General features: G+C 47.5%; 17 protein-coding genes. 12 read left to right on the top strand and 5 right to left on the bottom strand.

Features of this window, described 5'->3' with window-relative positions; genetic code table 11:
* Nucleotides 1-25 precede the first annotated feature (25 nt).
* From FC34_RS02930 to FC34_RS02910, 5 genes are all read right to left on the bottom strand, one after another.
* Nucleotides 26-604 carry a TMEM175 family protein gene (locus FC34_RS02930; RefSeq protein WP_057893884.1) on the bottom strand — a complete coding sequence of 193 codons (579 nt, stop codon included), beginning with the start codon at nt 602-604 and terminating at the stop codon, nt 26-28.
* Between the two features lie 106 nt (nt 605-710).
* A complete protein-coding gene (locus FC34_RS02925; RefSeq protein ID WP_057893883.1) occupies nt 711-1691 on the bottom strand; it encodes an NADP-dependent oxidoreductase in 981 nt (326 codons plus the stop codon).
* Nucleotides 1688-2329: an alpha/beta hydrolase gene (locus tag FC34_RS02920; protein WP_057893882.1), complete on the bottom strand. Its 642-nt coding sequence runs from the start codon at nt 2327-2329 to the stop codon at nt 1688-1690. The genes FC34_RS02925 and FC34_RS02920 overlap by 4 nt, the downstream gene beginning before the upstream one ends.
* 8 nt (nt 2330-2337) lie before the next feature.
* Nucleotides 2338-3321: a ring-cleaving dioxygenase gene (locus FC34_RS02915; RefSeq protein WP_057893881.1), complete on the bottom strand. Its 984-nt coding sequence runs from the start codon at nt 3319-3321 to the stop codon at nt 2338-2340.
* Nucleotides 3314-4207: a VOC family protein gene (locus FC34_RS02910; protein WP_057893880.1), complete on the bottom strand. Its 894-nt coding sequence runs from the start codon at nt 4205-4207 to the stop codon at nt 3314-3316. The genes FC34_RS02915 and FC34_RS02910 overlap by 8 nt, the downstream gene beginning before the upstream one ends.
* Nucleotides 4208-4515: 308 nt before the next feature.
* Between FC34_RS02910 and FC34_RS02905 the strand changes: the two genes are divergently transcribed.
* From FC34_RS02905 to FC34_RS02850, 12 genes are all read left to right on the top strand, one after another.
* Nucleotides 4516-5052 carry a YqeG family HAD IIIA-type phosphatase gene (locus FC34_RS02905; protein WP_057893879.1) on the top strand — a complete coding sequence of 179 codons (537 nt, stop codon included), beginning with the start codon at nt 4516-4518 and terminating at the stop codon, nt 5050-5052.
* Nucleotides 5033-6151: a ribosome biogenesis GTPase YqeH gene (yqeH, locus tag FC34_RS02900; protein ID WP_057893878.1), complete on the top strand. Its 1119-nt coding sequence runs from the start codon at nt 5033-5035 to the stop codon at nt 6149-6151. Before FC34_RS02905 ends, yqeH begins: the two co-directional genes overlap by 20 nt.
* A 15-nt stretch (nt 6152-6166) precedes the next feature.
* Nucleotides 6167-6478, top strand: coding sequence for a YhbY family RNA-binding protein (locus FC34_RS02895; protein WP_057893877.1), 312 nt, complete (start codon nt 6167-6169; stop codon nt 6476-6478).
* 57 nt (nt 6479-6535) lie between these two features.
* A complete protein-coding gene (locus FC34_RS02890) occupies nt 6536-7135 on the top strand; it encodes a nicotinate-nucleotide adenylyltransferase (protein WP_057894139.1) in 600 nt (199 codons plus the stop codon).
* On the top strand, nt 7128-7721 hold the full coding sequence (gene yqeK, locus FC34_RS02885; protein ID WP_057893876.1) for a bis(5'-nucleosyl)-tetraphosphatase (symmetrical) YqeK: 594 nt from the start codon (nt 7128-7130) through the stop codon (nt 7719-7721). Before FC34_RS02890 ends, yqeK begins: the two co-directional genes overlap by 8 nt.
* A gap of 4 nt (nt 7722-7725) precedes the next feature.
* Nucleotides 7726-8085, top strand: coding sequence for a ribosome silencing factor (gene rsfS / locus FC34_RS02880; protein WP_057893875.1), 360 nt, complete (start codon nt 7726-7728; stop codon nt 8083-8085).
* Complete coding sequence (locus tag FC34_RS02875; protein WP_057893874.1) at nt 8082-8819, top strand: class I SAM-dependent DNA methyltransferase; 738 nt, start codon at nt 8082-8084, stop codon at nt 8817-8819. Before rsfS ends, FC34_RS02875 begins: the two co-directional genes overlap by 4 nt.
* A 1-nt stretch (nt 8820) precedes the next feature.
* Nucleotides 8821-9972, top strand: coding sequence for a nucleotidyltransferase (locus tag FC34_RS02870; RefSeq protein WP_057893873.1), 1152 nt, complete (start codon nt 8821-8823; stop codon nt 9970-9972).
* Between the two features lie 2 nt (nt 9973-9974).
* The gene (locus FC34_RS02865; RefSeq protein ID WP_057893872.1) at nt 9975-10526 is read left to right on the top strand and encodes a YceD family protein; all 552 of its coding nucleotides are present in this window, start codon (nt 9975-9977) and stop codon (nt 10524-10526) included.
* A gap of 160 nt (nt 10527-10686) precedes the next feature.
* On the top strand, nt 10687-12105 hold the full coding sequence (gndA, locus tag FC34_RS02860) for an NADP-dependent phosphogluconate dehydrogenase (RefSeq protein WP_057893871.1): 1419 nt from the start codon (nt 10687-10689) through the stop codon (nt 12103-12105).
* Nucleotides 12106-12392: 287 nt separating this feature from the next.
* Entirely contained in the window at nt 12393-13079 is a 687-nt protein-coding gene (locus tag FC34_RS02855; protein WP_057893870.1) for a response regulator transcription factor, read from the top strand.
* Nucleotides 13079-14641 carry a sensor histidine kinase gene (locus tag FC34_RS02850; RefSeq protein WP_057893869.1) on the top strand — a complete coding sequence of 521 codons (1563 nt, stop codon included), beginning with the start codon at nt 13079-13081 and terminating at the stop codon, nt 14639-14641. The genes FC34_RS02855 and FC34_RS02850 overlap by 1 nt, the downstream gene beginning before the upstream one ends.
* The last annotated feature ends 13 nt before the right edge of the window (nt 14642-14654 follow it).

Raw genomic sequence — 14654 nt, 5'->3', positions numbered from 1 at the left:
AATGAAACAGGGAATTCATTGGCGGCTATCGGCGGCGTTTTGAAATCACAATCGTGCGGGCAATCCAAACACTGGAAATTGTGAAAACAGCGATGCCAGCAATCGGCGGCCAAATTGCACCCAAGGCAGTGGTTGCTGCACCAAAACCGACCAAGGTTAAGCGGCCGCGATTGACATGGTGGAGGCGCTCGCGTTGTTTAGGATCATTGATTTTGTTGACGGTCGCGCCAGCAACAAAGTACAGCGCCAGGATGGATAACGTATAGTCCGTTCCATACGCAATAGCCGCGGCGGACGAATCGGGAAATTGCCCGAACCAGGCGGTAAAAATAGGTACCAGCGAGGTGAGAAACAAAAAGACTGAATTCGCCCACAGAATGCTTGGGGTGATGGTATCTAGGTTGGCGACAATGTTTTGATGGCTAACCCAGAAACTCGTAATGAGAACGAAACTGACTGTATAGGCAAAAAGTGCTGACAGCCACTGACTATTAAAGATCGCGGACCAATCCTTGGTGGCGGGGATGGTCAGTTGCAAGACCATGATAGTAATAATGATGGAGAATAGATCATCACTGAATGATTCCAAACGGCTTTTTGACATCTTGATGCCCCCAGTTTTTGCAAAAGTCGGGACTGTTGTGATTGCATGCCCCAAATAAAAAGCTGTGACAAAACCAGAGTGGTCGTCACAGCTTTCGTCACTTAAATTATAGGTGATTAATGTCTTTTCGCACAGGTTTTATCACTTTGTGATCTTGCATAACGACAATTTTGCCAGCTTCATGATGTGTATCCAGCAGCGCTTGGCCGGCTTGAACACCCGCTAAGGTGAAGGGTTCACTAGCAGCCACGCGGACGGTGAGACCCCACTTGATAGCGACATCGACCAAGAAATTAAGCGCATCTTTGGTCGAGTATGACTTGTCGGGGCCTAACTGACTGTGGGTCACGTTTGGTTTGCTAGAGAGATCAACATCAGCGTAGGCGACTGTTACATAGTGGCCATCAGCCTTAATCATTTGGACACCAGCACCGTTGTCGTGACCGCCATTAATCGCGTTAACAACATAGTCCGCGCGGTCAGCAAACTTTGCGCCAACGTCTTCTTGATCATAGAGACCAATTTCATCAGCCCCCATCTGGCGCAAATAGGTTTCGTTTTTGCTAGAGGCGGTCGCGATAACATTCAGTTTCAAGAACTTTGCCAACTGAATTAAAACAGCCCCAACGCCACCTGATGCGCCTTCGATCGCAATGGTTTTACCAGGCACAGCTTGCAAGAGGTAATGCAAAATGTTGTAGGCCGCAACCCCGACCTGTGGCAAGGCGGTCGCGTCCAAGTAACTGAGGGCCGTTGGCTTCTTGACAATCTTGCTAGTTGAAGCGACCACGTATTCACTATACCCGCCGATTGGCCGGTAGTTCATGACAATATCGCCCAGTTCAAAATCGTGCACTTCGTCACCGAGCGCCACAATCCGACCCATGACGTCGGTCCCAGGAACAATCGGGAAGGGCAGTGGCCGGCTCTTTGCTGCGGCCCCGGTCCGTAGGGTGCGATCATAAGGGTTCATCCCAAAGCCCAAGACTTGAATGAGGACTTGGCCAGGCTTTGGTGCGGGTTGTTCTGCTTCAATGACCTCGAAAACTTCAGGGCCGCCAAATTCTTCAAAACCAAAACGATTCATTTGTGTTCCTCCTCACGCCAGCGTCCCAGGCGACCACTTGATTGTAGCCAGGTCCGGGCACTGCTGAGCTCTGCTTCATTTAAATTATGAGATTGTTCATGTCGGAAAATAGTTAAGTCTGCGTGTTGTTGTTGCAAATCATCAGTCAGGATTTCAAAATTCTGTTCTGACACGATGGGATCCGTATCTCCATGCGATAACCATAATCTGACGTCACTGAGATCCTGATTGGCATCACCAGTCGCCAAGGCCATCGGGTGGAACAAGACGCCCGTGTGAAATGTGTCTGGTCGGGTTAATAGGGCTCGGGCTGCAACGTTGGCGCCGTTGCTGTAGCCGACCACGACAAAACGCTGGTAGTCGATATCAAACTTCTGGCAAAGCTCATTCAAAGTTTCGAATAACCAATCCGTTTCCTGCTGGAGGTTATCAAGATCAAAACCGCCATCAGCAGTGTGCTTGAAATAACGATTCTGACCATCTTCGACGACGCGACCACGAATGGACAGGAGTGGACTTTCTGGCGCTAAGAACCGTCCAATGGGCAGGAGATCCTTCTCAGATCCGCCAGTACCATGCAACAGCAAAAGCGGGCTGGCATCTGGATTACCTTCAATATATTCGTAATTAACTGCCATGTGACCTCCTAACGGCCCCGCCAATCAGTTTCAACTGGTTTCAAGCCAGCTTCAATTTTGGCCCGTTGACTTTCCAAGAATGGTGGCAATTCCAAATGAATGCCCGCTTCATCATAAGTTTCGTCTTGGAGGAATCCAGGACCTGCTGTGGCCAGCTCAAACAGAATTTGCGGTGCGGCGCGGAAATAATCGGATTTGAAGTAGAAGCGATCGATGTAGCCGGATTGTGGCAGTCGGTAGTCACGAATTCGATCAATCCAGGTGCCCAGCGTCTCGCGGTCCTCCGTATTAAAGGCCGCATGATGGATATTCCCGTAGCCTTCTTCAGCGACTGGCAAGTCTTCACGGTGTTCAACAATCACTTGGGCGCCGTGACCACCGAGATTAGGTTCGCCGTGACCAACTTCGTACAAACCAAAATTACCTTCATCTGCTTGTTTGGTATATCCCATGATTTCAGTTAGGACGAAATCCATATGCGCCACGTTGAAGACGGTCACCGTGACAGGGCCCAAGCCTGTGATGGCAAACTCGTCAGGGACGTCATTATGCTGCCATGGTGTACCGCCGGCAACCCCAATGTTGTGTTCATCAGAAATCAGTTGGAATTGTTGATCGTCTTGATCGTGGAAGTTAATAATCTTATCTCCGAATTGAGTTGTGATGCCTTCATTGGCCACGTTGTGCTGATTCAACCGATCCAACCAGTAGTCTATTGCGGCATCATTAGGCACCCGAAAGCTGGCCCGGCTAATCATGTTCGTGCCTTTTTTACCCTTGGCCTGATTTGGGAAAGTGAAGAACGTCATATCCGTGCCTGCTGTGCCCATGTCATCAGTGAAATAGAGGTGATAGGTGTCTAGGGCATCCTGGTTGACGGTCTTTTTAATGAGGTGCAAGCCTAGAACCTTGCTCATCAAGTCAAAAATTTGTTGCGGATCACTCGCCATAGCGGTGACGTGGTTCATGCCTAATAATGGATGTTCAATCATTGAAATCGACTCCTTTGTCGTTAAAATAAGTGAGAATTGCTTGACGCTGTGATTCAAATCGCGGTGGTAGCCCTAACGATTGGCCCATGGTTTCCAGCGGCTCATCAAGACTGAATCCTGGTGTGGTCGTGGCAAACTCAATCCGATTACCATTTGGCTCACGCACATAGAGGCTCTTGAACCAACCCCGATCAGCCAGTTCCTCAACCTCATAACCGTGCTGCTTGGCGCGGGTGGCTAAGTTGAGCAGTTGCTCGTCATCAGTCACTGATACCGCCACATGATCCATACTCCCTCGACCAAAACGATGGATAGCATCAGAGTGAGAAGGGAGGACTTGAATCTTACCGTTGGCTAATGGCACACTGTCGTTGATTACATCGACGTTTAGCATTGTCGAAAAAAAGTCTAAACTTGCCTGCGGATTCTGCACGACCAAATCTGTGGTCGCTAAGCCGAGAATCTGTTCGGCGGCAGGAATTTGATTATCGACGACGGCTTCTGGCGAGAGCGTTTCAGGGTGCTCTGTTAGGACAAGGTGGACACCACTGGGATCGTCGAAACGTAAACTATCGCTAGTCGCACTGACTGGACAGATAGCGCTAATCCGAGAGTGCCATGCCGTAAGTGAGCCAGTGGGAATCCACAGATGCACGTCAGTCAAGAAGTTCGCCCCGTCATATCGGGAACCAAGGTGGTCAATCGCAAAGAAAGTGACGACCGTGCCAGGTGTGCCCAGATTATCGCCATAAAATAAGTGGCGCATATGGACGTTTTCTTGATTGACCGTGTTCTTAACGCGTCGCAGACCCAGAACATTTCGATAAAAAGCGTCTGTCTCTGCAGCCGACTGGGTGAGCAGGGACACGTGGTGCAATTTGGTCATCCACGCCATCTCCTTACTTTTAATAAGTAAAGTATACACAATCCTCACGGGAACACAATATGCAAACGCATAACTATTGTTCTCGCTTACAAAAAGCCTACCGCATTTGGCCTCAAAAAGCCAAGAAAATGCCGTCGCTTCGGGATTTGTTTGCCAAACGTCTTTAGCGTCGTTGCTAGCACCAAAATTTCGAGGGAGAGTGGCAGTGTGCAAAAGGCTTCATGAGCGCTTAATGAAGAATCGTGCAATCAGTGTGATTATCCGTTATAATGTAGTGATGTAAATTTTTGGAGAAGGTGGCGTAATCCGTGAAAGTATTTGAACCGACGTGGCTAGTGTCCGCAATTTATAACATCTCACCCAGCGACCTAAAACATCAGGGGATTCGCGTGATTCTCACCGACCTGGATAATACCTTAGTGGCCTGGAACAATCCTGACGGCACAAAGGAATTACATGATTGGTTAGCCAAAATGCAAGCCGTGGGCATCATTGTGATGGTGGTGTCAAATAACAAGTCTGCCCGCATTGCTCGGGCCCTCAAACAATTAGATCTGCCTTTCGTATCTCGGGCTTTGAAACCACTGCCTGTTGGCATTAATCATGCGATTAAAGAACTTGGCGTGCCCAAGTCCGCGGTGGTCATGGTAGGGGATCAATTGATGACTGATGTTTGGGCTGGGAATGTCGCTGGTGTGCGCACCATTCTTGTCAAACCGTTGATTCAGACGGATGCCTGGAATACCCAATTTAATCGTTTAATTGAACGATTTGTCTTTAAGCAACTTGAAAAGAAACAACCACTTATTTATCGGGAGGATTTAAATGGAAACAATCACCAATGAGATTTACTGTATCGGTTGTGGGGCCAAGCTGCAGACGACCGATCCAACCGCGGCGGGATATCTCCCTGCTGCGACACTGGCCAAAGCTGATCCGGAGGGTGAGATTTATTGCCAACGTTGTTTCCGGTTGCGGCATTACAACGAAATTGCCGATGTCGAATTGACCGATGATGATTTCTTGCGGTTACTCAATGCTATCGGCGAAAGCAATGCGTTGATTGTAAACGTGGTTGATATTTTCGATTTCAACGGTAGCGTTATCCCAGGGTTGCATCGCTTTGTGGGCAATAACCCTGTCATCCTAGTCGGGAACAAGGCTGATGTATTGCCGTCATCTCTCAACCGCAAAAAGCTCACTAGCTGGTTGACGCAACAAGCTCACGCCCAGGGGTTGCGTCCGGTTGAAACAATCTTGACTAGTGCCAAGAAGGGTACCGCTGTGGATGACTTGTTAGCCACAATTGAGAAGTATCGGGAACACCGCGATGTCTTTGTCGTTGGTGTGACAAATACTGGGAAGTCGACGCTGATTAACCGAGTGATTAAACAGTTGACTGGGGTAAGTGATTTAATCACGACCTCCCGCTTCCCCGGAACCACGTTGGATCGAATTGAGATTCCCTTGGATGACGGGCAATCCTTGATTGACACACCAGGGATCATTCATCGCCACCAAATGGCACATTTCTTAGGGGCCAAGGACTTACAACTTGTTTCACCAACGAAGGTGATTCGGCCTAAGGTGTATCAACTCAATCCTGGACAGACCTTGTTCTTGGCCGGGTTGGCGCGCTTTGACTTTATTCAAGGCCAAAAGAGTGGGTTTACTGTATACGCGGACAATCAACTCTTAATTCATCGGACCAAGCTTGAGAATGCAGATGCTTTCTATGCGAAGCACCGCGGTGATATTTTGAATCCACCTCGGCCTGAAGAAGTAGCTGATTTCCCAGACCTGGCGCGCTTTGAATTCACGCCTAAACAGAAGTCTGATTTGGTTTTTGCCGGTCTGGGTTGGATTACAGTTCCAGCAGGCCAAACTGTCGCTGGTTATGCGCCTAAGGGTGTCGATGTCTTGATTCGACCAGCGCTGGTTTAAGTTGAAAGGATAAATATGTTAACTGGAAAACAAAAACGCTATTTAAGAAGTCTTGGGATGACCATGAAACCTTTAATTAATTTAGGCAAGAATGGGTTAACCCCCACTTTTGTCAGTGGTGTGGCCGATGCGATTGAAAGTCGCGAACTGATTAAAATCAGCTTACTCCAAGCTTCTGAAGAAACACCGAAGACCGTCGGGGCTTATCTCAGTCAAGAGATTCCCGGCTTAGAAGTAGCTCAGACAATTGGCCGGACCGTTCTGGTCTATAAGCAGGCCAACGACCGAGATAATCGTCGAATTTCTAATGAGATTGCAAAATTGTAAGAGGTGAGCTTTGTGAGCCAAGTGGCGACATTGACACGACCAGTGATATCAGTCGAAATGAAGGAACAAATTTTAGGCATAGATCATCGTAAACAGGTTGGCTTATTTGGGGGGACGTTTAATCCCATCCACAACGGCCACCTGATTATGGCTGAACAAGTTGGTTCCCAACTTGGGCTTGAAAAAGTTCTCTTCATGCCGGATAATAAACCGCCGCACCGCGATTTGAAACGGGCCATTGCGCCCGAACATCGTATCACGATGATTCAGGCGGCAATTCAGGGTAATCCATTGTTTGGCTTAGAATTGCTCGAAGTTAAACGTGGCGGTGTGAGTTACACTTACGACACCATGGTAGAACTCAAGCGCAAGCATCCTGACACGGATTACTTCTTTATTATTGGGGCGGACATGGTGAATTATTTGCCAAAATGGTCTCGGATTGATGAGTTAATTGATTTGGTGACTTTTGTTGGCGTCAAGCGCCGCGGGTATGAACCAGCGTCGCCTTATCCCATTCTCTGGGTTGATTCACCATTGATTGAAATCAGTTCGACTGATATTCGTCACCGCGTGGCGACAAATCAAAGCTTAAAATATCTCGTTCCTGATCCTGTGATTGATTACATCGACAAGGAGGGGTTGTATCGTGACTGAAATCGCATATCCACAAACGTTAAGCCCGTTATCGCGCGCTGAAATTTTGGAGAAAATGCACCACCGCCTTGACGATGAGCGATTTAATCATTGCGTACGCGTTGAGACGACGGCTCGAGTTTTAGCTGGGCGTTTTGGCGTGGACATCGATCGGGCCGGTTTAGCCGGTTTACTGCACGACTATGCCAAACAAATTTCGGTGAAAGATTACCAAAATCTGATTCAAACTCAGGGCCTTGATCCTGAGTTGTTGAATTACGGTCGCGGCATTTGGCACGGATTAGTCGGCGTTTGGTTCATTCAGCGAGAACTGGGTGTGTCTGATCCAGAAGTGTTGCAAGCCATTGTCCGCCATACAACTGGCGACCCTGCAATGACGGCCTTAGATCAAATCATCTTTGTGGCTGATTTCATTGAACCGGCGCGGGATTTGCCCGGAGAAATTGCTGCAAGAGAGGCCGCCGAGCATGATTTACTGGAAGCAACCCTGATTGAATTAACCAACACACTCACGTATTTAATTGATAATCGGAAAGTGGTCTATCCGAAAACATTGGCCACATATAATGCTTTAATTAAGAGGTGAATCCATGATTAGTAGTGAATTAATGTTAGAAACTGCCGTTAAGGCCGCGGATGATAAGCGGGCTGAAGATATTGTGGCGTTAGATATGCGCGAAGTCAGTTTATTGGCTGATTACTTTGTCGTGATGAGCGCTAATTCTGAACGGCAAGCCAAAGCGATTGTTGATGAAATTGAAGATAAGTTAGATGAAGCTGGTGTGACTGTTCGCCGGATCGAAGGGGAGAAGAATTCCCAGTGGTGGCTGATGGACTATGGTGATATCGTTGTCCACGTCTTCCTGCCAGAAGCCCGCGAATTCTACAACTTAGAGAAATTGTGGTCAGATGCACCACTCGTTGATGTTGAAGGTTGGATTGAGGCATGATTTATCAAACCTTTGCGCAGGTCTATGATACGTTAATGGACGCCGATTTATATGCGCAATGGCGTGATTATGTGACTGCGCGCATTAAGCCAAGTCACCAAGCGTTGTTGGAGCTTGCTGGCGGATCGGGTAGTTTAGCCGTGTTATTGGCCCAATCCGGGTTCAAGGTCACGGATTTTGACTTATCCGGGGACATGCTGGCTTTGGCTGAGCCTAAGTTCGAGGCGGCCCAATTAGACATCCCAATGATTTTGGGTGACATGCGTGATTTATCCGAAATGCCAACCTACGACGTGGTCACTTGCTTTGACGACTCTATTTGTTATATGGGCGACATTGACGAAGTTCAAACAGTCTTTGAACAGGTGAATACCGTGCTAACCCCAGGTGGCGATTTTATGTTTGATGCGCATTCCTTGCATCAAATGGATGATCTTTTTCCCGGCTATATGTATAACTATCAAACCGAAGACTATGCTTTTTTGTGGACGAGTTATGCAGGCGAACTGCCTCATAGCGCAGAACACGATCTCACCTTCTTTATTTACGATGAGAAATTAGATGCATACAAGCCGTTAATTGAAACCCACAAGGAGCGCACTTATCCTGTGGCGGAATATGTGAATGCATTGACCGCGGCTGGCTTCACCTCGATTGAGGTAACCGCAAACTTCGGCACGACCGACGTGACACCTGACAGTACCCGATGGTTCTTCCATGCAAAGAAGGCTTAGGATGCGGGCGGTAGGATTGATTGCGGAATTTAATCCGCTGCATTTCGGGCATGTCTATGCCCTCGAACAAGCCCGGCAACGGACTGGGGCGGATGTTGTGGTCGTTGTGATGTCAGGCAATTTCGTTCAGCGAGGTGAGCCTGCCATCTTAGATAAATGGCACCGAGCTAAGCTAGCATTGGCCCACGGGGCTGATTTGGTCGTCGAATTACCCGTGACAGATGCAGTCCAAGCAGCTGATGAATTTGCTCAGGGTGCTTTTGCACACCTTGAAGCGTTGGGCGTTGACCAGCTGGTGTTTGGCACTGAAAATCCAACGCTGGATTATATGGCGCTAGCCCAAGCGATTGATACCCAAGCACCGCAGACAGATTTATTTCGCGATTTTACGCAGACCTATGCCAGTCAAGTCAATCGGTACTTTCAAACGATTACGGATCACGATCTGACGGCTTCGAATACAATTTTAGGCTTGACCTATGCACGGGCTAATGCGCGATTGCGCCAACCGTTGACGTTGATTCCAATTGCCCGCCAAGGAGTCGCACATGATGCCGAATATTCTGTAGACGGCTATATGAGCGCTTCTGCCATTCGCCAAGCCGTTTGGAATGGCGATGAAGCGGTTGGGGTGCCAACCGATACAGCCCTGGCCCTAAAGCAACGGAATCAAATGCAGTGGAATCGGCTTTATCCATTGCTGAAGTATCGGCTGCAGACGAGTCGGATTGAGGAATTGCAGGCCATCTATACGATGAGTGAGGGCTTAGAATATCGCCTCACTCAACAAGTTGCGTCCGCGTTTGGGTTTGAAGACTTCTTAACGGCGGTCAAATCAAAGCGTTACACTTTTGCCCGATTAAGGCGATTGGCGTTGTATACGCTTTTGAATCTGACCACGACTGAAGTCAAATGGGCTCAAACTCACCGGTTCTTGCACGTATTAGGCTTTACGTCAACTGGGCGGGAATATCTACACCAAGTCAAAAAATCAATTTCTTTGCCGTTGGTTACACGGGTGAGCCAAGCGATGGTGGCCCCAACCAGGCGCCTTGCCTTAGTACACCGCAGTGATCAAATTTTGGCTTTATCGGGTCCGCAGAATTTCGGTCACCCACCAATCATGATAGAATCAAACCGAAAGGAGGACTAGCAATGTTAAATTGGCCAGTTCTAGAACTGATGAAATACAAGGACACACCGTTGCATTTCAACGAGACCTTAGATTTAAAGAAGGATCTTATGACCCGCGATCCAGAAATCATGGATGTGACCCCAATTAAAGTTGATGGTTACATTGCTTATGACAAGGGTGACTTTGTTGTCAGTGCAACGCTCAATGGAAGTATGATTGTGCCTTCAACGCGAAGCTTGACGCCGGTGACGTTACCGACTAATTTAAGCTTCAGTGAAATCTATTTAGGCGATCCTGCCCACGCCGACCAATACGAAGATGGCGAACTGCTCATCGAATTAGAAGGCGATCGCTTGGACTTGGTGCCAGCGATTGAAGACCACATTCTGCTTAGCATTCCTATGCAGATTCTGACCCCCGAGGAGGCCCAGACTGGGACCATGCCGGCGGGTGAAGACTGGAACGTTATTTCAGAGGACGAGTATGCGCAAACGCATGATGAAGCTGATGAACGTCCAAATGCTGAATTTGAGAAATTAAAGGATTTATTCAAAGATGATGACACTGAATAGTCCCGGTTAAGACTGCCTTAAAGTGGCGGTCTTTTTTCATGCATTAAAATGCCTTAAGTTTGCTGAAAACACCTTATTAAAGCGGTTTAATTGCTTTATTTTATGGCCAGTTTCTGCTATGCTTGAGCAGTTAAAACTTAGCCGATTAGGAGGCAATGTCATGGATACACCACAAATTGGGGTTATTGGTATGGCAGTCATGGGTAAGAATCTTGCCCTTAACATTGAAAGTCGCGGTTACACCGTTGCTATTTTCAACCGGACCGCTAGCCGCACACAAGACGTTATGAAAGAACACGGTGACAAGAAACTGGTCCCTTCATATACGATTGAAGATTTCGTTAACTCACTTGAAAAGCCACGTCGGATTCTGATGATGGTTCAAGCTGGTGCTGGTACAGATGCTGTTATTGAAGAACTGATTCCTTTGTTGGACAAGGGCGATGTTTTGATTGATGGTGGGAATACCTTCTTTGAAGATACCATGCGTCGTAATGAACGCTTGGATCAATCTGGGATTAACTTTATCGGCATGGGTGTTTCTGGTGGTGAACTTGGTGCACTTCAAGGTCCTTCATTGATGCCAGGTGGCCAAAAGGAAGCTTATGATTTGGTCGCACCAATCCTTGAACAAATCGCAGCCAAGGCTGAAGATGGCGTACCATGTGTGACATATATCGGCCCTAACGGTGCAGGACATTATGTCAAGATGGTACATAACGGGATTGAATACGGCGATATGGAATTAATTGCTGAAAGTTACAACTTGTTACGCAACATGCTTGGCTTGGACGTTAGCCAAATTGCTGACATCTTCGCCGACTGGAACAAGGGCGAACTTGATTCATACTTGATCGAAATTACGGCTGACATCTTGACCCGCAAAGACGATTTGGGTAGCGACAAGCCAATCGTTGACTTGATTCTTGATGCCGCTGGTAACAAAGGTACTGGTAAGTGGAGTTCTCAATCTGCGTTGGAACTCGGCGTGCCACAAGGTGTTATTACCGAATCTGTTTATCAACGTTACATTAGTGCGATGAAGGATGAACGGGTTAACGCAAGCAAAGTCTTGCCAAAGCCAGTTGGCTCCGTTGATGTTGATCAAAAGACCGCCATCGAAATGATTCGGAAGGCGTTGTACTTCAGTAAGTTAATGAGCTACGCGCAAGGCTTTGAACAGTTGCGCTTTGCTTCAGACAACTATAACTGGGATATCAAGTATGGCGACATGGCTAAGATTTGGCGCGCCGGCTGCATTATCCGGGCCCGCTTCTTGCAAAACATCACTGATGCTTACAACAAGGATGCAAACTTGCAGAACTTATTACTTGATGACTACTTCGAAAATATCGCGAAGAACTACCAAGAATCAGTTCGTGACTTAGTTGGGTTGGCTGTTAAGGCCGGTATTCCAGTGCCTGGCTTTGCGGCTGCCATCTCTTACTACGACTCATATCGTTCTGAGACTTTACCAGCAAACTTGATTCAAGCACAACGTGACTACTTCGGTGCTCACACCTATCAACGCAATGACCGCGAAGGCACGTTCCATTACACATGGTACGCTGAACAATAAAATAATTAATAATGACTCCGACTGGCAACTGCTGGCCGGAGTTTTTTTTATGACATGTGGACTAGACCAAATACGAATCGAGCATGTCATTCGGACGCAAAATTGAAATTGGACTATACCTAAATAGTAAAATTCAATCGTGGCTTAGATTAACTTTGGCTGAGATAGCCAGTGCCGGTAAACTATGCTATAATCACAAAGCAAGAATATTTATGAGAAAATATCTTTGAGATTCCGCCGATAATGAGAATTAGTTGGCGGCGACAATTGAAAAAAGGGGTACTCAGATGAGTAAAATTTTAATTATTGAAGATGAGAAAAACCTCGCGCGCTTCGTGGAATTAGAATTAAAGCACGAAGGCTACGAGACTGCGGTGCATTTTAACGGCCGAACTGGCCTTGAGGCCGCTTTAGCTGAAGATTGGGACGCTATTTTGCTAGACTTAATGTTGCCAGAATTGAATGGCTTAGAGGTTTGTCGGCGTGTCCGCCAGGTTAAGAATACGCCAATTATCATGATGACGGCTCGGGATTCTGTGATTGACCGCGTCTCCGGTTTAGACCACGGTGCCGATGATTACATTGTTAAGCCGTTCGCTATTGAGGAATTGTTAGCTCGTCTCCGCGCTTTGTTGCGTCGAATCAATATTGAAGGCGAACACAATGCCGCTAAGCAAACCACCATTACTTATCGTGATCTCATCATTGAAAAAGAGAATCGGGTTGTGCGTCGTGGTGATGACATCATTGAATTAACCAAGCGGGAATATGAATTACTGTTGACTTTGATGGAGAATATTAATGTTGTCTTAGCCCGTGATGTCTTACTGAGTAAGGTGTGGGGCTATAACTCCGACGTCGAGACAAATGTGGTTGATGTCTATGTCCGTTATATCCGTAATAAGATTGACCGGCCAGGAGAACCGAGCTATATCCAAACTGTTCGGGGTACCGGTTATGTTATGCGTTCGTAATGCAAACAGCGCAAACAAAGACTGATAAACGGCGGGTCCGAATTTCCTTAAAAATCAAATGGGCTTTAACGGTTGGGGTGGGAATTTTTGTCACCTTTGCCATTTTTGCTTGGGTGGTTTATGGGGCAACTCGTAATACGTTGGTTCAGCAAGAGCGCAACACCGTTAAGGATACGGTCAATGCAGTGGTCACGCGAATGTCTCCGATTCCAAGTGACTTGCAGGTATCTACGGTCGTCCCTCGGCTTGATCCGACACCCGCCAATCAGAATCCGGCCGCGGAAGAGTCCGAAGACAATTCACTGTTTTCGGATTCTGTTCTGCAAAAACTCGCGCGCCAGGATATCACGGTAACTGTTTTTAATCGTGCTGGCGAAGTGGTCTTCTCTTCGCATAGTTTGCCAGTTGGCTTCCAAAAAGCAGCTCGCCTGGAGTTGACGGATGAAGTTAATGGAGATTTTGACGGGATTGTTGGTCGTTCACCCGTCCGCTCAACAACGAGCGATCGTGTAGTGGGCTATGTGCAAGTCACCGATGCGATGAATGCGTTTCATGCCACTATGCGCCAAGTCACCACTGTGATTTATGCCGCTGCAGTGATGGCATTGTTGATTTCGATGGTTCTTGGGTATTTCCTGGCATCGCGTTTTCTTAAGCCGATTCGGCGCATTACTGACACGATTGATATCGTTAATGAAGAGCCGCAATCTTCTGCCCGAATAACTGTCCCGAAGACCAATGACGAATTGTCTAACTTAGTGGTGGAGTTTAATGGCATGTTAGATCGCATGCAGCATTATATCGACCAACAAAGTGATTTTGTTCAAGACGTTTCGCATGAGTTGCGGACACCCGTCGCAATTCTTGAAGGGCACCTGCAATTACTGAATCGTTGGGGCAAGGATGATCCGGAGGTCCTCGATGAATCATTGCGGGCGTCGCTTCAAGAGATAACCCGTATGAAGAGTTTAATCCAAGAAATGCTTGATTTAACGCGGGCGGATCAGGTAGATGTGCAGTTTCCTAATGCTGTCTCTGACGTCCACCAGACGGTTAATCAGGTGACCAATGATTTTATCATGATTCATCCAGATTTCACGTTCACCATCGACGATGAATTAACTGGCCCGACATATGTTCGGATGTATCGAAACCATCTCGAACAAGTTCTGATCATCTTATTGGACAATGCCGTTAAGTATTCAACAACCCGCAAAGAAATTCATGTCACGGCTTCACTCGAAATGAATAGCGTGGCTCTGGCCGTTCAAGATTTTGGCGAGGGGATTAGTCCGCAAGATCGCAAGCGGGTGTTTAACCGGTTTTATCGCGTTGACAAAGCCCGTAGTCGTGAAAAAGGTGGCAACGGATTAGGTTTGGCCATTGCGCAACAATTGGTTGAGAGCTACAAGGGAACGATCCAGGTCGATTCCGCTGTTGGTTCGGGCTCAGTGTTCCGCATTGATTTACCAACTATTAGTCAGGCTCAAGCGACGCAATTGCGTCAAATGAGTGAAGTCGAGCCGGAGAAGAAACCACTCGCGGACCGCAGCAATCTTTAGCCAAGTGTCATGT

It is taken from the genome of Lacticaseibacillus brantae DSM 23927, from assembly GCF_001436115.1.
In the GTDB taxonomy this organism is placed as follows: domain Bacteria; phylum Bacillota; class Bacilli; order Lactobacillales; family Lactobacillaceae; genus Lacticaseibacillus; species Lacticaseibacillus brantae.
The sequence above is the reverse complement of the archived record's forward strand: the minus strand, read 5'-3'. Positions and strand labels throughout refer to the sequence as shown.